Annotated in this window: 20 protein-coding genes; 15 read left to right on the top strand and 5 right to left on the bottom strand. The window is 68.4% G+C overall.

The features are described from left to right. The first annotated feature begins 67 nt into the window (after window positions 1–67). The 12 genes from atpB (at window position 68) to MRBLWH10_RS09065 (ending at window position 12,410) form a co-directional block, all read left to right on the top strand. Window positions 68–850: a F0F1 ATP synthase subunit A gene (gene atpB, locus MRBLWH10_RS09120; protein ID WP_341942446.1), complete on the top strand. Its 783-nt coding sequence runs from the start codon at window positions 68–70 to the stop codon at window positions 848–850. Between the two features lie 46 nt (window positions 851–896). Continuing rightward, the gene (atpE, locus tag MRBLWH10_RS09115) at window positions 897–1,130 is read left to right on the top strand and encodes an ATP synthase F0 subunit C (protein WP_105674684.1); all 234 of its coding nucleotides are present in this window, start codon (window positions 897–899) and stop codon (window positions 1,128–1,130) included. 26 nt (window positions 1,131–1,156) lie between these two features. Next, complete coding sequence (locus tag MRBLWH10_RS09110; RefSeq protein WP_341942445.1) at window positions 1,157–1,708, top strand: F0F1 ATP synthase subunit B; 552 nt, start codon at window positions 1,157–1,159, stop codon at window positions 1,706–1,708. After that, on the top strand, window positions 1,708–2,496 hold the full coding sequence (locus MRBLWH10_RS09105; protein ID WP_341942444.1) for a F0F1 ATP synthase subunit delta: 789 nt from the start codon (window positions 1,708–1,710) through the stop codon (window positions 2,494–2,496). Before MRBLWH10_RS09110 ends, MRBLWH10_RS09105 begins: the two co-directional genes overlap by 1 nt. Before the next feature lie 47 nt (window positions 2,497–2,543). Beyond that, complete coding sequence (gene atpA / locus MRBLWH10_RS09100; protein ID WP_105674678.1) at window positions 2,544–4,184, top strand: F0F1 ATP synthase subunit alpha; 1,641 nt, start codon at window positions 2,544–2,546, stop codon at window positions 4,182–4,184. A 19-nt stretch (window positions 4,185–4,203) separates the two neighbouring features. Then, window positions 4,204–5,103, top strand: coding sequence for a F0F1 ATP synthase subunit gamma (locus tag MRBLWH10_RS09095; RefSeq protein ID WP_105674676.1), 900 nt, complete (start codon window positions 4,204–4,206; stop codon window positions 5,101–5,103). A gap of 21 nt (window positions 5,104–5,124) precedes the next feature. After that, entirely contained in the window at window positions 5,125–6,579 is a 1,455-nt protein-coding gene (gene atpD, locus MRBLWH10_RS09090; protein ID WP_105674674.1) for a F0F1 ATP synthase subunit beta, read from the top strand. A gap of 2 nt (window positions 6,580–6,581) precedes the next feature. Next, window positions 6,582–6,842, top strand: coding sequence for a F0F1 ATP synthase subunit epsilon (locus MRBLWH10_RS09085; RefSeq protein ID WP_045258871.1), 261 nt, complete (start codon window positions 6,582–6,584; stop codon window positions 6,840–6,842). Between the two features lie 85 nt (window positions 6,843–6,927). Beyond that, window positions 6,928–7,674, top strand: coding sequence for a peroxide stress protein YaaA (gene yaaA / locus MRBLWH10_RS09080; RefSeq protein ID WP_341942443.1), 747 nt, complete (start codon window positions 6,928–6,930; stop codon window positions 7,672–7,674). 116 nt (window positions 7,675–7,790) lie between these two features. After that, the gene (locus MRBLWH10_RS09075) at window positions 7,791–8,636 is read left to right on the top strand and encodes a large exoprotein (RefSeq protein ID WP_341942442.1); all 846 of its coding nucleotides are present in this window, start codon (window positions 7,791–7,793) and stop codon (window positions 8,634–8,636) included. 186 nt (window positions 8,637–8,822) lie between these two features. After that, on the top strand, window positions 8,823–9,617 hold the full coding sequence (locus MRBLWH10_RS09070) for a protein phosphatase 2C domain-containing protein (protein ID WP_105674670.1): 795 nt from the start codon (window positions 8,823–8,825) through the stop codon (window positions 9,615–9,617). 69 nt (window positions 9,618–9,686) lie between these two features. Further along, the gene (locus MRBLWH10_RS09065; RefSeq protein WP_341942441.1) at window positions 9,687–12,410 is read left to right on the top strand and encodes an FtsK/SpoIIIE domain-containing protein; all 2,724 of its coding nucleotides are present in this window, start codon (window positions 9,687–9,689) and stop codon (window positions 12,408–12,410) included. 12 nt (window positions 12,411–12,422) lie between these two features. On the opposite strand, the gene MRBLWH10_RS09060 is transcribed toward MRBLWH10_RS09065, so the two are convergent. Further along, on the bottom strand, window positions 12,423–13,418 hold the full coding sequence (locus MRBLWH10_RS09060; protein WP_341942440.1) for an asparaginase: 996 nt from the start codon (window positions 13,416–13,418) through the stop codon (window positions 12,423–12,425). Window positions 13,419–13,515: 97 nt separating this feature from the next. On the opposite strand from MRBLWH10_RS09060, the gene MRBLWH10_RS09055 reads away from it, so the two are divergent. Further along, entirely contained in the window at window positions 13,516–14,001 is a 486-nt protein-coding gene (locus tag MRBLWH10_RS09055) for an OsmC family protein (protein ID WP_341942439.1), read from the top strand. Window positions 14,002–14,005: 4 nt separating this feature from the next. On the opposite strand, the gene MRBLWH10_RS09050 is transcribed toward MRBLWH10_RS09055, so the two are convergent. After that, complete coding sequence (locus MRBLWH10_RS09050) at window positions 14,006–14,785, bottom strand: lysophospholipid acyltransferase family protein (protein ID WP_105674664.1); 780 nt, start codon at window positions 14,783–14,785, stop codon at window positions 14,006–14,008. A gap of 127 nt (window positions 14,786–14,912) precedes the next feature. Between MRBLWH10_RS09050 and MRBLWH10_RS09045 the strand changes: the two genes are divergently transcribed. Continuing rightward, window positions 14,913–15,896, top strand: coding sequence for an FKBP-type peptidyl-prolyl cis-trans isomerase (locus MRBLWH10_RS09045; RefSeq protein ID WP_341942438.1), 984 nt, complete (start codon window positions 14,913–14,915; stop codon window positions 15,894–15,896). Between the two features lie 37 nt (window positions 15,897–15,933). Further along, window positions 15,934–17,025, top strand: coding sequence for a 1-deoxy-D-xylulose-5-phosphate reductoisomerase (dxr, locus tag MRBLWH10_RS09040; protein WP_341942437.1), 1,092 nt, complete (start codon window positions 15,934–15,936; stop codon window positions 17,023–17,025). 42 nt (window positions 17,026–17,067) lie between these two features. Here the strand turns inward: dxr and MRBLWH10_RS09035 are convergent, their stop codons facing one another. The 3 genes from MRBLWH10_RS09035 to MRBLWH10_RS09025 form a co-directional block, all read right to left on the bottom strand. Continuing rightward, window positions 17,068–18,690 (bottom strand): UDP-N-acetylmuramoyl-L-alanyl-D-glutamate--2,6-diaminopimelate ligase, encoded by a 1,623-nt coding sequence (locus tag MRBLWH10_RS09035; RefSeq protein ID WP_341942436.1) that lies wholly within the window; start codon window positions 18,688–18,690, stop codon window positions 17,068–17,070. A gap of 114 nt (window positions 18,691–18,804) precedes the next feature. Continuing rightward, window positions 18,805–19,467, bottom strand: coding sequence for a YcnI family protein (locus tag MRBLWH10_RS09030; RefSeq protein ID WP_341942435.1), 663 nt, complete (start codon window positions 19,465–19,467; stop codon window positions 18,805–18,807). Window positions 19,468–19,559: 92 nt separating this feature from the next. After that, complete coding sequence (locus MRBLWH10_RS09025; RefSeq protein ID WP_341942434.1) at window positions 19,560–20,132, bottom strand: hypothetical protein; 573 nt, start codon at window positions 20,130–20,132, stop codon at window positions 19,560–19,562. Between the last annotated feature and the right edge of the window lie 40 nt (window positions 20,133–20,172).

Below are 20,172 nucleotides of genomic sequence, written 5' to 3'. Positions count from 1 at the left end.
CGTCGCCCCGGTTCTGACCGGTGCCCCGAAGCTGGAGCCCGCGCTGTTTAATCTTGCTGCGACCCTGATGCCACGACTCGCCACTGATGGCGAGTTCCACGGACCGTCGATCGATGAGTTCTTCCCTGACGCCGTCTTCCAGATCGGCGACCTGGTCATCCACCGCATCCACCTGATCCAGTTCCTTGCCACGGCGGTCGTCGTGCTCATCCTCTGGCTGGGAACCCGCAAGATGCGCGTCGTCCCTGGTCGTTTCCAGAGCGTCGTCGAGATGGGCCTGGACTTCGTCCGGGTGAACATCGCGGAAGACCTGCTCGGACGCAAGGACGGCCGCCGGTTCCTGCCGATCCTCACCACGCTCTTCTTCATGATCCTGTTCATGAACCTCACGGGAATCATCCCGGGTCTGAACATCGCCGGCACCAGCATCATCGCCGTGCCGCTGCTGCTCGCGGTCGTCAGCTACGTGACCTTCATCTACGCCGGCATCAAGAAGAGCCCGAAGAACTTCTTCAAGAACTCGCTGTTCCCGTCCGGTGTGCCGCCGTTCCTCTACATCATCGTCACGCCGCTCGAGATCATCTCGACCTTCATCATCCGGCCGGTGACGCTCACCCTCCGACTGCTGATGAACATGATCGTCGGGCACCTCATGCTGGTGCTGTTCTTCTCGGCGACGCAGTTCTTCGTCTTCACCCTGGGCAGCGGGTGGATCGCTCTCGGCGCGGGAACCCTCGCGTTCGGCTTCGCCTTCACCCTGTTCGAGGTCCTGGTGGCCTTCCTGCAGGCCTACGTCTTCACCATCCTCACCGCGGTCTACATCCAGCTCGCGGTCGCAGAAGAGCACTGAGCGGGTCGGCAACAACTGCCTTCCCACCCAACGAAAGGAAAAACCCGTGGACGCAACTACGGTTCTCGCTGAACTCAACGGCAACATCGCCACCGTGGGCTACGGCCTCGCAGCCATCGGTCCGGCCATCGGCGTCGGTATCGTCGTCGGCAAGACGATCGAGGGCGTCGCCCGTCAGCCCGAGCTGGCCGGTCGCCTGCAGGTTCTGATGTGGATCGGTATCGCCTTCACCGAGGCGCTCGCCTTCATCGGCATCGCGACCTACTTCATCTTCCAGTAATCCGACCTCTTCGATAAGGAGACAGGATGCTGAACGCTCTTGTCACGTACGCAGCGGAAGAAGCGCCTCACAACCCGCTGATTCCCGAGCTGTACGACATCCTCTGGTCTTTCGTCTGCTTCGTCGTCATCCTTGGCGTGGTGTGGAAGGTCGCACTCCCCAAGATGTATGCACTGCTCGACGCGCGCTCCGCCGCCATCGAGGGCAACATCGCCAAGGCCGACGAGGCTCAGAAGCAGGCCGAGGCCGCGCTCGAGGAGTACACGCGTCAGCTGGCCGAGGCTCGCACCGAGGCCGGTGAGATCCGCGAGGCCGCCCGTGAGGACGGCAAGAAGATCGTCGCCGAGGCGAAGGACGCCGCCTCCACCGAGGCCGCTCGCATCACGGCCACCGCGCACACGCAGATCGAAGCCGAGCGCCAGGCGGCGTTCGTCTCGCTGCGCAGCGAGGTGGGCTCGCTCGCCATCGACCTCGCCGGCGGCGTGGTCGGGGAGACGCTCTCCGACGATGCACGTGCGACGGCGGTCGTCGATCGCTTCCTCGCAGACCTCGAGGCATCCGAGAAGGCGGCTCAGTAATGGGCAGCGCGACCACTCAGGCACTCGCGGCATCCACTGAGGCGCTTGCCGCGGCGTCGTCCGTCAGCATCGACACTGCGCGCGAGCTGTTCGCCGCTGCGCACGCCGTTGGCGAGTCGTCGCATCTGAGCGGCGCGCTGGCCGACCCCGCGGCTCCGGCCGCGGCGCGACAGAACGTCGTGGCAGCGGTGTTCGGCGGGTTCTCCCAGGACGTGCAGAGCGTCCTGAAGACCGTCGTCGCCGAGCGCTGGTCGAACGCCGATGAGCTCATTGACGGCATCCAGGAGCTGGCCATCCGCGCAGCGGCGATCGCCGACCCGAAGGCCGACATCGAGGGCGAGCTGTTCAGCTTCTCCCGCGTGATCGCCCAGAACTCCGAGCTCGAGCTCGCCCTGGGCAGCCGTATCGGGGGAGAGGATGCCAAGGTCGCTCTCGTCGAGCGTCTGCTCTCCGGCGGCGTCAGCACGGGTACGTCGGTCATCGTGTCGTCGCTGGTCCGCCAGCCGCGCGACCGTCGAGTGCGTCAGCTGCTGAGCCGGGCGATGAACATCGTCTCCAGCCAGCGCGGACGCGTCGTCGCCACGGTGCACAGCGCCTCGCCGCTCAGCGAGGCTCAGCGCACCAGGCTCAGCGCGGCTCTCTCGAGCCGCTACGAGGGTCAGGTCTCGCTCAACGTCGTCATCGACCCTGCCGTGGTCGGAGGTCTGCGCGTGCAGATCGCCGATGACGTCATCGACGGCAGCATCTCCGCTCGACTCGCAGACCTTCGCCAGAAGCTCGCGGGCTAACACGACTTCGCGCGGGGAACCGCGCACCCAGATACAAAGGGAAGACAATGGCAGAACTATCGATCAGCCCCGACGTCATCCGTGACGCGCTGAAGGACTTCGCCGCAGCATACGAGCCCACCGGCGCCGCAGCGACCGAGGTCGGCACCGTCATCGACGCCGCCGACGGCATCGCGCACGTCGAGGGACTGCCGGGCGTCATGGCGAACGAACTCGTCACCTTCGCCGACGGGACCAAGGGCCTGGCCCTGAACCTCGAAGAGCACGAGATCGGCGTGGTCGTCCTCGGCGACTTCACCGGCATCCAGGCCGGCATGGAGGTCACCCGCACCGGTGAGGTCCTCTCGGTCCCCGTCGGCGACGGCTACCTCGGCCGCGTGGTCGACCCGCTCGGCAACCCGATCGACGGCCTCGGCTCGATCGCCACCGACGGCGTTCGCGAGCTCGAGCTGCAGGCGCCTGGCGTCATGCAGCGCAAGTCGGTCCACGAGCCGATGCAGACCGGCATCAAGGCGATCGACGCCATGATCCCCGTCGGCCGCGGCCAGCGTCAGCTGATCATCGGCGACCGCCAGACCGGCAAGACGGCCATCGCGATCGACACGATCATCAACCAGAAGGCCAACTGGGAGTCCGGCGACGTCACCAAGCAGGTGCGCTGCATCTACGTGGCGATCGGTCAGAAGGGCTCGACCATCGCTTCGGTGAAGGGCGCGCTCGAAGAGGCCGGCGCTCTGGAGTACACCACGATCGTGGCCGCTCCGGCATCCGACCCCGCCGGCTTCAAGTACCTCGCCCCCTACACCGGCTCGGCCATCGGCCAGCACTGGATGTACGGCGGCAAGCACGTCCTCATCATCTTCGACGACCTGTCGAAGCAGGCCGAGGCCTACCGTGCCGTCTCCCTGCTCCTCCGCCGCCCGCCGGGCCGCGAGGCCTACCCGGGTGACGTCTTCTACCTGCACTCCCGTCTGCTGGAGCGTTGCGCGAAGCTGTCCGACGAGCTCGGCGCAGGGTCGATGACCGGTCTGCCGATCATCGAGACCAAGGCCAACGACGTCTCGGCGTACATCCCGACCAACGTGATCTCGATCACCGACGGCCAGATCTTCCTCCAGTCCGACCTCTTCAACGCCAACCAGCGTCCGGCGGTCGACGTGGGTATCTCGGTCTCGCGAGTCGGCGGTGACGCTCAGGTCAAGTCGATCAAGAAGGTCTCCGGAACGCTGAAGCTCGAGCTGGCGCAGTACCGCTCGCTCGAGGCCTTCGCGATGTTCGCGTCCGACCTCGACCAGGCCTCGCGTCGTCAGCTCTCGCGCGGTGCGCGTCTGACCGAGCTGCTCAAGCAGCCGCAGTACTCGCCGTACCCCGTCGAGGAGCAGGTCGTCTCGATCTGGGCCGGCACCAACGGCAAGCTCGACTCGATCGAGGTCGAGGACGTGCTGCGGTTCGAGCGTGAGCTCCTGGACTACCTGCGTCGCAACACCAAGGTGCTCGACACGCTGCGTGAGACCAACGTCCTCGATGACGACACGGTCGCGGAGCTGTCGAAGCAGACGGATGCCTTCATCCTGGAGTTCCAGGGCGGCAAGGGCCACGCCATCGGCGCCCCTGGTCACGAGGAGCACGCTGCAGCCGAGGCTGAGGACGTCAACCAGGAGAAGATCGTCAAGGGTCGTCGCGCGTAATCGCGCGGGGTACTGAAACATGGGCGCTCAACTCAGGGTCTACAAGCAGAAGATCTCTTCTGCTCAGACGACCAAGAAGATCACGAAGGCGATGGAACTCATCGCGGCTTCGCGCATCCAGAAGGCGATGGCACGCGTCAAGGCGTCCAGCCCCTTCGCGCGGGCCGTGACGAGGGCTGTGTCCGCCGTCGCGACGCACTCGAACGTCGACCACCCGCTCACCCGTGAGCCCGAGAACATCCGCCGCTCCGCGGTCGTGATCTTCTCGTCGGACCGCGGTCTGGCCGGTGCCTTCAACTCGCAGATCCTCCGTGAGGGTCTCGAGGTGGCCGAGCTCCTGCGCGAGCAGGGCAAGGAGCCGGTGTTCTACCTCATCGGCCGCAAGGCCGTGGGCTACTTCCAGTTCCGCCGCCTCACCGCGGCGGCGGAGTGGACCGGCGACACCGACACCCCGACGTTCCACACCGCGGAGGAGATCTCGGCCACGCTGCTCGAGGCCTTCACCCGCGGGGGAGACGCCGGCGGCGTGGATGAGATCCACCTCGTCTTCAACCGCTTCGTCAGCATGATGACGCAGGAGCCGGAATCCGTGCGCCTGCTTCCGCTGGAGATCGCGGAGGCCGACGAGTCGGAGGCCGGGAACACCGTGTACCCGCTCTACGAGTTCGAGCCGGATGCCGAGACCGTGCTGGACGCGATCCTGCCGGTGTACATCCAGAGCCGCGTCTTCAACGCGCTTCTGCAGTCGTCCGCCGCGAAGCAGGCCGCGACGCAGAAGGCGATGAAGTCCGCCAGCGACAACGCCGACAAGCTCATCACCGACTACACCCGTCTGCGCAACAACGCGCGCCAGGCGGAGATCACGCAGCAGATCGCAGAGATCGTCGGCGGCGCCGACGCGCTCTCGTCGAGCAAATAGACCATCAGGAGAGAGACGAAAATGACCCCCACCGCCACGGCTGACAAGCCGGCGACCGCGGTCGTCGGGCGCGTCGCACGCGTCAACGGTCCGGTTGTCGACATCGAGTTCCCGCACGACTCGATCCCCGACATCTACAACGCGCTGAAGACCACGATCGTCATCGGCGAGGAGTCCACCGAGATCACGCTCGAGGTCGCTCAGCACCTCGGCGACGACCTCGTTCGCGCCATCGCCCTCAAGCCCACGGACGGCATCGTCCGCGGCCAGGAGGTTCGCGACACCGGAGAGGCCATCTCGGTCCCCGTCGGCGACGTGACCAAGGGCAAGGTCTTCAACGTGATCGGCGAGGTCCTCAACGGCGAGCCCGGTGAGACCATCGAGGTCACCGAGCGCTGGCCGATCCACCGCAAGGCGCCGAACTTCGACCAGCTCGAGTCGAAGACCACCATGTTCGAGACCGGCATCAAGTCGATCGACCTCCTGACCCCCTACGTGCAGGGTGGAAAGATCGGTCTGTTCGGTGGAGCCGGTGTCGGCAAGACCGTCCTCATCCAGGAGATGATCCAGCGCGTCGCGCAGGACCACGGTGGTGTGTCGGTGTTCGCCGGTGTCGGTGAGCGCACCCGTGAGGGCAACGACCTCATCCACGAGATGGAGGAGGCGGGCGTCTTCGACAAGACCGCCCTCGTCTTCGGCCAGATGGACGAGCCGCCGGGGACGCGTCTGCGCGTCGCCCTCTCGGCGCTGACGATGGCGGAGTACTTCCGCGACGTGCAGAAGCAGGACGTGCTGCTCTTCATCGACAACATCTTCCGCTTCACGCAGGCCGGTTCCGAGGTCTCCACGCTGCTCGGCCGCATGCCGTCCGCCGTGGGTTACCAGCCGAACCTCGCCGACGAGATGGGCCTCCTCCAGGAGCGCATCACCTCGACGCGCGGTCACTCGATCACCTCCCTGCAGGCGATCTACGTGCCGGCCGATGACTACACCGACCCGGCTCCGGCGACCACCTTCGCCCACCTCGACGCCACCACGGAGCTCTCGCGTGAGATCGCGTCGAAGGGTCTGTACCCGGCCATCGATCCGCTGACCTCGACGTCGCGCATCATGGACCCCCGGTACTTGGGCGAGGACCACTACCGCGTCGCGACCACCGTCAAGCAGATCCTCCAGAAGAACAAGGAGCTGCAGGAGATCATCGCCATCCTCGGTGTCGACGAGCTCTCCGAGGAAGACAAGATCGTCGTGGCCCGCGCCCGTCGCATCCAGCAATTCCTCTCGCAGAACACCTACATGGCCAAGAAGTTCACGGGTGTCGAGGGTTCGACCGTCCCGCTCAAGGAGACCATCGAGTCGTTCGATGCGATCACCCGCGGTGACTTCGACCACGTCGCCGAGCAGGCGTTCTTCAACGTCGGCGGCATCTCCGACGTCGAAGAGCAGTGGGCGAAGATCCAGAAGGAGAATGCCTGACCATGGCGCTGCATGTCAGCCTCGTCTCCGCTGAGGCGGAGGTCTGGACGGGAGAGGCGAGCCTCGTGGTCGCCAAGACCGTCGAGGGTGAGATCGGCTTCATGACCGGCCACGAGCCGGTGCTGGCCATCCTCGCCGAGGGCCAGGTCCGGATCACCCAGGAAGACGGCACCAAGGTGCTGGCGAACGCTCAGGACGGATTCCTCTCCATGGAGGGCAACAACCTGACGATCGTCGCCGGCAACGCGGCTCTCATCGCCTGATCATCTTCACCGCGTCCGCCTCGGTCGCCGCGAGTTCTGCTCGCGGCACCGAGGCGGACGTGTCTGTATCCACCGAGGTGTTCTCATGAAGATCCTGCTGCCGCCGTCGGAGACCAAGCGCGAGGGAGGGACGGGCGCCCCGCTCGACCTGGCCGAGCTGGCGCTGCCCGGACTGCACGACTACCGTAGCGCCGTCATCGACGCGCTCATCGACCTCTCCGCCGACGAGGCGTCGGCGAAGAAGGTGCTCAAGCTGAGCGAGCGTCAGGCGGGCGACATCGCCCACAATCGGATGCTGCGCACGTCCGCGACGATGCCGGCCGTCGACCGGTACACGGGCGTCCTCTTCGATGCTCTCGACGCCGGTTCGCTGAGCTCCGCGTCGCGCCGCTGGCTTGGCGCGCACGTCTGGGTCCATTCGGCGCCCTTCGGCCCGGTGGGTGCCCTGGACCCGATTCCCGTCTACCGCCTCGCCGCGGGGACGTCTCTCCCCGGTCTGAGCGCGCTTCGCCGGCACTGGGCGCAGGCGACGAGCGCCGCGATCGCCGAGGAGGAACCGCCGTTCATCCTCGACCTGCGCAGCGAAGCCTATGCCGCGCTCGGACCGATCCCGGCATCCGTCCCGGCGGCCTATGTGCGCGTGGTGACGCACGAGGGTCGCGCCCTCAACCACTTCAACAAGAAGTCCAAAGGGCTCCTGGTGAGGGCGCTCGCGGAGCAGCGTCCTCGTATCGGGTCTCTGCGGTCATTGCGGAACTGGGCAGGCCGAGAGGGCATAACGCTGCGCGACACCGAGGAGTCAGGGGTTCTGGAGTTCGTCGTCGAGGAATGACGCCACATGTCGGCGTCGAGGTCCGCTCCGCGTGGGCCGTTGCTCGTCGCTGACGACCTCGCTATGGTTGTGTCGCAGCGTATCTCGGCGACTGCCCATCGGATCCGGAGGGGATCATGAACTCACTTATCGGTGCCGCATCGACGGCCGCCGCATCCTCATACTTCTATGACGGCTACTACGACGGAGGAGGCGCCGCCGCTGCGGCAGGCCTCCTGATCTTCGCCTTCATCGGACTCATCTTCGCCGCGGGGTTCTATGTGATCTCCGCGATCTTCTTCATGAAGATCTTCGAGAAGGCTGGTGTCGAAGGCAAGTGGCGTGCCTGGGTGCCCGTGTACAACACCCTCATCTTCGCGAAGCTCGGTGACATCTCGCCCTGGGCCGTGCTCATCGCCTGGGCGCTGAGCTTCATTCCGTACCTGAACTTCCTCACCGGCATCGCGCTGGTCGTGCTGCTCGCCCTGGCGGCGTGGCGCGTGGGACTGAAGCTTCAGAAGGACGCGATCTGGGTCGTCCTCTACATCTTCCTGTCGCTCATCTGGCTCGGCATCAACGCCTTCGACAAGTCGCGCTGGAACCCGAACATCGCCCCGGCCCCGTGGGCGGCGAACAGCTTCCTCGCCGACTCGACCGTCTGGCAGGGTGTTCCCGTGCAGCCGCGTCCGGCCGCACCGGCACCCGGCTACGGCGCGCCCCAGGGATACGCTCCGCCCGCACCGCAGGGTTACGCGCCTCCCGCACAGCCTGGATACGCGCCTCCCGCCCAGCCCGGCTACACGCAGCCCGCTCCTCCCGCACAGCCCGGCTACGCGCCTCCGGCCGCTCCGGTGACCGGCGCACCTGTGCCCCCGGCCCCGCAGACGCCTCCGGCCGCTCCGCAGACGCCCCCGGCGCCCCCTGCGGCACCGCCGGCAGCTCCGCCCGCAGCGCCGAGCGACCCCACGCAGCCCCCTGCGTGACGATCTGATGCAGAGAGCCCTCGACTTCGGTCGGGGGCTCTCTGCCGTTGTCGGTGCCGGGTGGGGAAGGGCGTCGATAGTCACCGCCGTGCCCGTGCGCGTGGGTGAGATGGTGCCGAAGTCCACTACGATGTGTGTGTATCCTGAGGCCCCCCCGATTCGCCGCAGGCAATCCGGAGGCAGCACGTGGCTGAGACGACAACGAAGACGCACAGCGTCACGGTCGCGCATCGGCAGCTGGCGCTGTCGTGGGCCGGAGTCACCGATGTCGGCCTCCGGCGCGAGACGAATCAGGATTCGTTCTACGCCGAGTATCCGCTCTTCGTGGTCGCCGATGGCATGGGCGGACACGCCGGCGGCGAGATCGCCAGTCAAAGCACGGTCACCCGTCTCGAGGCTCTCGTCTCCGCGGGCGAAGTCGGACGCGAGGCGATCGAGAACGCGCTGGAGCTCGCCGTGGGCGACATCGCCGCGCATCCGGAGACGACCGACGAGGGCACAGGGACCACGCTCACCGGAGTCTTCCTCGAAGTCGACGGCGATGATGCGCGCTGGGTCGCCCTGAACATCGGAGACTCGCGCGTGTATCTCCTGCGCGACGATCGGCTCGTGCAGGTGACGACCGATCACTCCGTGGTGCAGGAACTCATCACCGCGGGCAAGATCAGCCCCGAGGAGGCCGAGGGGCACCCCTACAGCAACGTCATCACTCGCGCGGTCGGAGCGAGCGAGCTGACGGCGCCCGACTACGTGCTGATCGACATCCAGGTCGGCGACCGGTTCGTCATCTGCTCGGACGGGCTGACCAAAGAGCTCACCGACTACGGCATCCAGCACTTCCTCCGCGAGCACAGCACCCCTGGTCCCGCCGTCGATGCGATGCTCGCAGCCGCGCTCGAGAACGGCGGCAGGGACAACGTGACGCTCATCATCGTCCAGGTGGACGACTCGTCCTCCACGGAATCGACTTCCGCGGAGTGATCGCCGCTCCACGGCCTTCGGCTGTGGAGAACGCTTCGGGCGCCGCACGCATGCGGTCCACTGGTCGGTATGGACTCCCTCCCGATCTCGATTCCTGCCGCACCCATCGATGGCCGGAGACCGCCGATCCCCTTTCTCGCGGCCCTCGTCCCCGTCGCGTCGGGTATCGTGCTGTGGCTGCTGACCGACTCCCTCTACGCGCTCTGCTTCGCGGCTCTCGGTCCGCTGATGATCGCGGCGTCGGTGATCGATGGGTCGCGGGTGCGCCGAAAGACCAGGCGCGACGCGGAGCGGGAAGGAGAGCGCGACTGGCAGCGGGCAGAGGGAGAACTCGCGCGTCGTCACGAGGAGGAGCGGCGTCTTCTCGATCATCGTCATCCCGATGCCGCGTCGTGTCTGGTGCAGACGCCTCTCCGCGGAACCCATCCGGTGGACGCGGAAACGGAACTGGTCATCGGACGAGGAATCGTTCGCAGCGGCGTCCGCGCCGTCGGCGCCGATGACGCGAGGGCGAGAGACTTCCAGGAACGATGCGGCGTGCTCTCCGACGCGCCCATCGTGGTTCCTCTGGGCGGGGGAGTCTGTCTCCGTGGGGCGGAGCCGGTGGTCCTTGCGGCCGTGCGCGCCCTCGTCGTGCAGGTGCATCTGCGGTTCGGCGCCGGTCGGATCGCGCTCGCGGGTGAGCGACTCGTCGAATGGGGCCTCGGGGCATTCGTCTCCTCGGGGAGATCGCGCAGAGAGCTCTTCAGGCTCGGGGTCGCTCGTGAGGGAGATACGTGTCCGCAGGCGGACGCCGTGCTCTGGATCACTTCAGGGGACGGTGACGTCCCTGGAGGCGTCACGACGGTGCTGGACATCATCGAGCCGCGTCGAGCCCGTCTGCGGACGCCTCAGGGCGTGATGGAGGAGATCGCCGTCGAGGGCATCTCGTCGGCGCAGGCAGCGGCGATCGCGGTGGTGGCGGCAGACGACGAGACGGGAGCTCTGCCCGATGAGGTGATGCTGTCGGGGCTGACGTCGTCTGCCGAGGGGCGAGGTCTGTCTGCGGCCGTCGGCGTCGGAGAGCAGGGGGCTATCGTCCTCGACATCGTCGAGGACGGACCGCACGCGATCGTGACCGGGACGACCGGCACGGGCAAGAGCGAACTGCTGGTCTCCTGGGTGACGGCGATGGCGGCGGTGCACGGACCGGACCGCGTCGTCTTCGTCTTGGCGGACTTCAAGGGCGGCACCGCTTTCGAGCCCCTGCGCGCGCTCCCGCAGGTGGCGGCCGTGATCACGGACCTGGATGAGGCGGGCGCACGGCGCGGAGTGTCCAGCTTGACCGCAGAGCTCCGGCGTCGAGAGGGCGTCCTCGCCGCGGCGGGCGCCCGCGACATCGGCGCCGTGGGGATGCCGCGCCTGGTGATCGTGATCGATGAGTTCGCGGCGATGCTGCAGGAGCACGCTGACCTGGGAGCGGTGTTCACCGACATCGCCGCCAGAGGCAGAGCGCTGGGGATGCACCTGATCATCGGCACGCAGCGAGCGTCGGGCGTGATCAAGGACGCGCTGGCGGCGAACTGTCCGCTCCGACTGAGCCTGCGTGTCGGAGATCCGGCCGACAGTCGCATCGTGATCGGCACGGATGCCGCGGCCGAACTGCCAGGAGGTGCGCTGTCGAGAGGCTTGGCGTTGGTACGCCGGCCGCAGGACTCCGAACCGGCGGTGATGAGAGCGGCGCTGACCGGTGTCGCCGACCTTCGCGCGGTCGCGATGCGGTGGTCGCAGGCTGAGCGTTCTCCCAGCCCGTGGCTGCCGGTGCTCACCTCCACGATCCCTCTCGAGACTCTCCGTGGTGAGGAGGAGAGCGGCGCAGTCCTACTGGGACGATCGGACGATCCCGCGCATCAACGCCAACCGGTGGAGACGCTGCGGGTCGGCACGGAGCGCGGACTCGCCGTACTCGGCGCCGCGGGTTCGGGGCGCTCCTCACTGCTGCGCCTGCTCCGGCATCAGCGACCCGATGCGTTGTGGATCCCCGATGATACGGAGGGCGCATGGGATGCGGTGACCGAGCTGGCACGAACCGGCGGAGCGGATCTCGTGCTGTGCGACGATCTCGACGTCAGAGCGTCCGAGCTGCCGCCCGAGCACTCTCAGCTGTTCGTGCAGCTGTGGGACAGGATCCTTCGAGGAGGTTCGGGCACGACGTTCGTCCTCACCGCGACCAGAGCATCGGGACCGGTCGGGCGCCTCCTGGACGCCCTCCCGAGGCGGGCCCTCCTGCGGATGCCCAGCAGGGTCGAGCACCTCGCGGCGGGCGGAGACTCGGCGACGTTCGATCGCGATCGCGGCCCTGGGCGGGCGTGGATGGGAGAACGTGAGACGCAGTTCGCCTGGGTGCCGGAGGAGGCGCCATCCGAGTGGACTGCGCCCATCGCGTCTACTGGCTGGACTCCCACCGCCGACGTCACCGCGATCGTCACATCGGGGCCGCACTCCGTGGCGCGGGTTCTCGGCGAGGCCTATCCCGACTGCGAGGTGCTCCTCGCTCCGACCCCTCCGTCGTCGTCGCGGCCCGCCATCCTCGTGGCCGACGCCGACACGTGGCAACGCAACTGGTCGCTGTGGCAGACGGTGCGCACGCGCGGCGAGGTTCTGATCAGGGCCGAGAACCCCACCGACCTCCGTCAGCTCGCAGGGGTCAGGGAGACACCGCCGTTCGCCCGCACCCATGCCGGGCGGGCGTGGTCGCTGCGTGAGGCCGAAGGGCCGCGCAGGGTGATCGTACCCGTGCTGGACGGGCGGTGACGGGTGGGCCGCTCAGATGCCGCTTCCGAGCCGGATGGCGCCGACGTCCTTCCCGCCGCCGAGAACGGCGAGCGGAAGGGCCTCGGCAAGAGCGGCGAAGTCGGCTTCCTGCAGGGCGCCCGCACGAACGAGGAGAGTCGCGGCGACGAGAGTGGAGGCGCGTGCGGATCCGTCGAGCATCTTGAGGGCGACGGTGGTCCCGTTCGGAGCGACCATCACCATGATGCCCTCGGCGCCGCCCTTGGCGAAGACGCCGAGCTTCTCGATCGCGAGGGTGTCCGGCCGTCCGGGGCCCTCGATGGTCCACGGGCTCTCCTTCACCGCACGGACGAGCGAACCCGCGACGCGGTGCAGTGCGAAGGGAGAGCGCTCGGAGGCGCTTCCGATCCGGTGGATCGCGCGGGCGAGGCCGGTCAGGGTGATCGCGTGCACGGGAGCTCCGCATCCGTCGACCGACGTGTGGGCGACCCTCTCGCCGGTCAGGCGCTCGACGACCTCGCGGATGTGCACCTGCAGCGGGTGCGCGGGGTCGAGGTAGCCATCGGTCGGCCAACCCGTCGCCACGCAGGCGCGGAGCATCGCGGCGTGCTTGCCGGAGCAGTTCATGCGGATGCGGGTGGGGACGCCGTGCTCGCGCACGAGCTCGTCACGCGTCGACGTGTCGCTCGGCCAGGATTCGGGGCAGCCGAGGTCGTCCTCGGTGAGCCCGCCCTGGGTGAGCACTTCGCGGACGACCTCCGCATGGCGATCGGTGCCCACGTGGCTTGCCGTGGACAGAGCGAGCTGTTCGCCTTCGAGGGGAGCTCCCGCGGTGATGCAGGCGATCGCCTGCAGAGGCTTGAGGCTGGACCGCGGGAGGATCAGCGCGTCGATGTTGCCGTGTCTCGCGACGACCTCGCCCTCGGGGGACAGCACGACGGCAGCGCCCGCGTGGCGGGACTCCACGAAGCCGCTTCTTTCCACGACGGCGAGTTCAACGGCATCCTGAACGGTGAGAGTCTCCAGCACCACCCAAGACTACCGTCGGTGCGGGCGCGCTCGCGGTCACCCGCCGTCGGGGCGTACGTCGGGGCATGTGCCGGGGTGACGCTGGCAGACTGTATCCATGGCACTCGGCGAGCACAGGTACGCACTCACCTCGACGTGGACGGGCAACACCGGCACGGGCACCAGCGGATACCGCGACTATCGACGCGACGTCACTCTCGAGGTCCAGGGAAAGCCCGAGATCCTCGCATCGAGCGACAAGCCGTTCCGCGGGGACGTCTCGAGATGGAACCCCGAGGACCTCCTTCTCGCGTCGCTCTCGGAGTGCCATCTGCTGTCGTATCTGCACGCCTGCGTGACCGCCGGAGTCGTCGTGGTCTCGTACCGCGACACGGCGTCCGGTCTGATGACGGAGGACGGCCGCGGCGGGGGCGCTTTCGTCGAGGTCGTGCTGCGGCCGGAGGTCGTGGTGGCGGAGGCCTCGATGGTGGAGGCAGCCGAGCGGGCCCACGCTCAGGCGAACGAATGGTGCTTCATCGCGAACTCGATGAACTTCCCCGTACGTCACGAGGCCACGGTCACGGCTGAGCGGGCCTCAGCGTGAAGCGTCAGCGGCGCTCGTGGGGGAGCGCCTGCTTGATCTTCTCGATCGCGCCCTGCGCGGGCGCCTCGTTGTAGGCTCCAGCGAGCTCCTGCCCGGAGAGCGCGTGGATGGCGGCCATGATCTCGTCGGTGGCGAGACGCCGAGCCTTGCCGCTCGTCGCCGGGCCGTGCGGGGAGAGATCCAACGGCTTTCCGAACTTCACCGTGATGCGCTCAGAGAGGGTGGGCATCTTCGCGCCGACCGGCATGACCTTGTCGGTGCCGATCAGTCCGACCGGCACGACGGGGGCGCCCGTCTGCAAAGCGAGGAAGGCGACTCCGGTGCGCCCCTTGTAGAGGCGGCCGTCGGTGGAGCGGGTGCCCTCGGGGTACAGCGCGACAGCAAGCCCTTCTTCGAGGAGCTGACGCTGCAGGTCCAGCGCGTCCAGAGCAGCCTGGCCTGCTCCGCGGCGAACGGGGATCGCCCCGATGGACTCGAAGAAGGTCTTGCTCAACCAGCCCTTGGCGCCGGTGCCTTCGAAGTAGCTCGACTTGGCGAGGAAGTGCACGGGGCGGGGCGCGGCGACCGGGATGGCGATCGAGTCGATGAACGACAGATGGTTGCTCGCGAAGATCACGGCGCCGTCGAGGGGGACATTCTCCCTTCCCTCGATGCGAGGGCGGTAGATGAGACGGGCGAGCGGGCTGATCAGGCTGCGGCCGAGCGCATAGGTGAACCCTGCGTGACGCGGCTTCGCGGTCTCCGCGGGAGAGGAATCGGGCTCCACGGACTGCTCAGAGGTCATCAGAGAAGGCTACTCCCGATCCCATGCCGTTACCGGAATGCAATGCGCAGCCCCCGCGCCTCCCAGCGCGGACCAAGCCGCGTACGAGAGTATGGGATGTCCCACCAGAGATCCTGAGGTCTTCACTGTGCGCAAGCGTCCGCTCATCGTCCTGTCCACCGTCGCCGCGGCGACCCTGCTCCTGGCCGGATGCTCCGGCAGCTCGAAGCCAGAGTCGTCGAGCACTCCGAGCCCCACGGCGTCGAGCTCCTGCCTCGCCGAACTGAAGTCCGGCGCCGGTTCCGATGCCGTCACCGTCGACGGCACCGGCGCCGCCGCGAAGGTCACCGTCCCCGAGGGCACGGAGATCAAGGAAGCCGAGCGCTCCGTCGTGGTCAAGGGCGATGGCGACGACGTCAAGCCCGGCGACCTCGTCTCCCTCCGCTACCAGCTCGTCGATGCGACGACCAACGAGGTGCTCAGCACCTCGGAGCGCGGTCCGGACGGCGTCCTCTCCGCTCTGCTGGCGACCCAGCAGTCGCAGCAGATCGTCGACCCCACGCAGTCCACAGTGTTCACGGTGGCCGCGGAGTGCCTGCCGATCGGCTCGAGCGTCGTGCTGACGCTGCCGGCGTCGGGGGAGGGGATGCACCCGAGCGTGCTCTACGTCGAGACCATCGACGAGCTGCCGACGACCGCGTCCGGCACCGCCGTCGACCCGACCGAGGGCATGCCCGAGGTCGAGCTCGATGACGACGGCGCGCCGACGATCACGGTTCCGAAGAGCGATGCACCGACCGAGACCGAGGTTGCCGTCCTCAAGCAGGGCGACGGTGCGGTCGTCGCCTCTGGCGACCTGGTCACCGTGCAGTACCGCGGTGTGAAGTGGTCGGATGGCAAGGAGTTCGACTCGAGCTGGAGCCGTGGTGCGATGCCGGCGCAGTTCCAGACCACGAGCGTCGTCACCGGATTCAAGACGGCCCTCGAAGGCCAGAAGGTGGGCTCGCAGGTCGTCGTCGTGATGCCCCCGAAGGACGGCTACGGCGCGTCTGAGGGCAACGAGCTACAGAATGAGACGCTCGTCTTCGTCGTCGACATCCTCGCGACCACCCCGATCGAGGTCGCGCAGTAACACGGGACGAGCCGAGGGCGTGACATAGGCTGGCGGCATGCGTCGCATCATCGTCCTCGGCTCCACCGGTTCCATCGGCACTCAGGCGCTCGACGTCATCCGGGCGAACCCACGACGGTTCGAACTCGTGGGCCTGGCGGCAGGCTCGAACGCCACGATGCTCGCCGAACAGGCGGAGCGCTTCCAGGTCGATGCGACCGCTCTGGGCGCCGCCGAGGCGGAACAGCTGGTGCGCGACGTCGATGCCGACGTCGTGCTCAACGCGATCACCGGGTCGATCGGCCTCGGGTCGACGCTCGCCGCGCTGAAGGCCGGACGCACGCTCGCGCTGGCGAACAAGGAGTCGCTGATCGTCGGAGGAGAGCTGGTGCTCGCCGCCGCCGCGCCCGGTCAGATCGTGCCGGTGGACTCCGAGCACTCCGCCTTGGCGCAAGCGCTGCGCAGCGGAACGCACGATGAGGTGCGTCGACTCGTCGTCACGGCATCCGGCGGTCCGTTCCGAGGCCGCAGTCGTGGCGAGATGGAGACCGTCTCCCCGCAGGAGGCTCTCGCTCACCCCACCTGGGACATGGGGCGCATGGTCACCACGAACTCCGCGACCCTGGTCAACAAGGGACTCGAGGTCATCGAAGCCCATCTGCTCTTCGACGTCGCGTACGACGACATCGACGTCGTCGTCCACCCGCAGTCGATCGTGCACTCCATGGTCGAGTTCATCGACGGCTCGACGATCGCCCAGGCCTCGCCGCCGGACATGCGCCTGCCCATCTCCCTCGGCCTCGACTGGCCGAACCGCGTCGGCGGTGTCGGGCGACCGCTGGACTGGACGAAGGCATCCTCCTGGACGTTCGAGCCGCTCGACGACCTGGCGTTCCCCGCCGTCGCTCTCGCGAAGGCGGTGGGGCGCGCCGGTCGCACGTTCCCGGCGGTCTACAACGCGGCGAACGAGCAGGCGGTCGACGCGTTCCACGAAGGACGGCTGTCGTTCCTCGGCATCGTGGACACCATCGCCAGGGTGGTCGATGCGCACGAGCCGCCGGAGACTCTCACGGTGGAGTCCCTGGCCGAGGCGGAGCTCTGGGCGCGCCGCACCGCAGACCGGTTCATCGCCGCAGGCGCGCCCGCCTAGCCCCGTCGATCCGGCATCAGATCGCGGAGCCTCGGCGAGACCTCAGTCCTCGTCGGGGTACGGCACGGGCCAGTGCGAATCGGGTACAGGCCACCCCGCAGCCTTGAGAGCGCGACGGGCGAGCTCGCGGGCCGAGTACGGAGTGCGCATCCCGCGGATGTCGCGGTAGTCCTGGTGACCCGGACCGGCCCACAGGATCGCGTCTCCTTCGCCGACCAGGCCGACGGCGGCGACGATCGCCTTCTCGGGCGGTGAGTACTCGTGGATCTCGGCATCCGGACGTGCGGTGCGCGCGCCCTCCACGAGTGTGGCCCTGATCGAGTCCGGGTCTTCGAAGCGCGGATGGTGATCGGTGATGACGAGGATGTCGCTGCCCTCGACGGCGGTGCGCGCCATGTCGAAGCGCTTGCTCGCGTCGCGGTCGCCGTCGGCGCCGAACAGCATGAGGACGCGGCCCGGCGTGACCCGGCGCACGGCGGCGAGGGTCTTCTCGAACGCGTCGGGCGAATGGCCGAAATCGACGAAGACGGCGGGGCCCGCCGCGCCCGAGACGAGCTGCGTGCGCCCGGGCAGATAGGCCTCGATGCCGCCGTCTCGCTCCAGAGCCGTGACGATGCGGTCCCAGTCGTAGCCGCCCTCGAGTAGCATCACGATGGCGAGAGCGGCGTTCGCCGCCATGTGCGGTCCGATGACGGGCACGGTCGTGGTGAGGACGCCGGCCGGGCCGGTCATCGTGAACGTGGTGCCCGCAGCGCGCTCGTCGTCGATCGACACGACCCAGTCGGCGCGCGCAGCGGCCTCGGGATCGGCGGCGATGGAGGGGGTGCCGACCGTGACCACGGGGATCTCTGCGCGTGCGACGACGGTCGCACCCGAGGGGGAATCCAGGCAGACGACCCCGCGGCGCGCCCGGTCAGGACGGAACAAAGGCAGTTTCGCCTCGAAGTACTCCTCCATGTCGGCGTAGTCGTCGAGGTGGTCGTGGCTGAGATTGGTGAAGCCGGCGACGTCGAAGAGGATGCCGTCGACACGATGACGGGAGAGGGCCTGTGCGCTGACCTCGACGGCCACGGCCTCGACGGCCCGCTCGCGCATGAGGGCGAGCAGCGCGTGCATCTCCGAGGCCTCGGGGGTGGTCAGACGGGAGACGATGACCTCGCCGGCGATGTGACGCTCGGCGGTGGAGGAGAGCCCGGTGACGACGCCGAGCTGATCGAGGATGCCCTCGAGCAGGTGCGAGACGCTGGTCTTCCCGTTCGTGCCCGTCGTCGCGAAGAGCAGCGGCAGCTCGTCGTCCGCGCCGGTGCCGTACACCCAGGCGCTGAGAGCGCCGAGGACCGCTCGCGGGTCATCGACGATGACGGTCGGGAGTCCGACGGGCTCGGCGATCACGGCGCCCGCAGCATCCGTGATGATCGCGACGGCGCCCTTCTCGGCGGCGGTGGCGGCGAACTCGGCGCCATGGCGGTTCACGCCCTGGATCGCGACGAACGCCTCGCCGGCGCGGAGGTCGGCCGTGGCGAGGGTGATCCCCGTCAGGGCGACTCCGGTGAGATCGCCGCGGACCTCGCGGGCGAATCGGGTGGCGAGTTCGGACAGCTCGCGCCGGGGCGGGTTCGCGGGGCGGAGCACGGGAGGCAGGCTCGGTTGTTGTTCAATCGACATGTCCCCACCATGATCTCATGGCTCGATCCCGTTGCCGGATGCGGCACGGCCCCGCCTTCGTCGCACAGGCCTCCCGATGCGGGCGGACGGCGCGACGAAGGCGGGGTCCTGAGCTCAGGCCCTGCGGCGGTACGCGAGCACCGCGACGACGAGGGCCGCGAGGCCGGCGAACAGACCTCCTGCTCCCAGAGCCACCGGGAGGGGATCGGATGCCGTCGCCGTGGCATCCGACGTCGCGGACGTCTCGGCGTGTCCGTCTGGCATGTCGTGTCCGCCCTCTGCCGAGGCGGGGGCGACGGTCACGACCGGCGCCGGGGTGTCGAGACTGTGCGGGTCCTCCCCGTCCTTCGCGAGCTGGGTCCACTCCGTGCTGCCCTCGACGCACGTCTGCACGACGGGGAACGCGAGAGTGTCGGGCGTGTCCTCATCGAGGCCGACGCCCATGCTCACCGCGCCCCGGAGGTCGATCGGCACGGGCGTCAGCGCGGTGTACGTGACAGCGCTGACGAGACCGTCGCCTCCGCGTTCGACGTCGATCGTCCAGTCGCCGTCCGCGGTCGGCGACACGGAAGCGAGGCCCTTCGGGATGGTGACCTTCAGCGCGGTCGTCGGGGACGTCTCGCATCCGTGGGAGAAGGAGAAGGTGAGGACGCCGTGGTCTCCCGCGACGAGTTCGTCGGGGGAGACGCTGACGTGCGCGCTCGCGGCGAGCGGGAGGACGACGGCGAGGACGGCGCCGCCGATGATGCCGGCGGTGATGGTGGTGGTGGAACGCATGAGGGAACTCCTGTCTGTGGACTGCATGATCTGCGGGCGCGCCGGTGAGCGCGGGCACCCCGCGGGGTCGCCTCGTTGAGGCGGTTCGGAGATCAGGCGGAGACAGGCGGCCCGCGCCGGCAGACCGCGGCGATGGGCACGGCGTCGGCCAGCGGGCGGACCTCGGCGCGGAGCGGAGCGGGGCGCTCGTGGAGCACGGGGGCGGCAGCGGCGGCGCGGCGGAGCATGGCGCGGACCCAGCCGGCGATCGCGCGGACCGTCGACTCCCCGCGCCAGAGCAGGAGCACGGTGACGACGGCCGCTGCGGCATGGCCGAGGAGCATCGTGGCGTCGGGGAGCGCGGCGACGGCGACGGGTCCGAGCGGCAGGAGATGGTGCGTGTGTCCGGCGGCGCCGATGACGCCACCGCCGACAGGTGCGCCGAGGACCTGGAAGAGCAGATGGAACGCGGCCTGGCTCACGAGCACCGTAACGGCGACACGCAGCCTCGACGGCGCCGCGCCGATCATCACCGCCGCCGGCGGCACCAGGAACGCGGAGACGGCGAGCACCAGCAGCGGATGCGGGGCGGAACCGCCGGCGAGAGTGTGCGAGACCGCCGCGAGGAGCGTGGCGATCGAGGACGCCGATGCCGCGCGCAGAAGTCGCAGCTGGCGGGAGGTCACATCCTCAGCCTATCCTCGGGGCGGTGCCGGGCTGATTCCT

It is taken from the genome of Microbacterium sp. LWH10-1.2, from assembly GCF_038397765.1.
GTDB lineage: Bacteria > Actinomycetota > Actinomycetes > Actinomycetales > Microbacteriaceae > Microbacterium > Microbacterium natoriense.
Note: the sequence above shows the minus strand (reverse complement) of the source record. Positions and strands in the feature narration are given on the sequence as shown.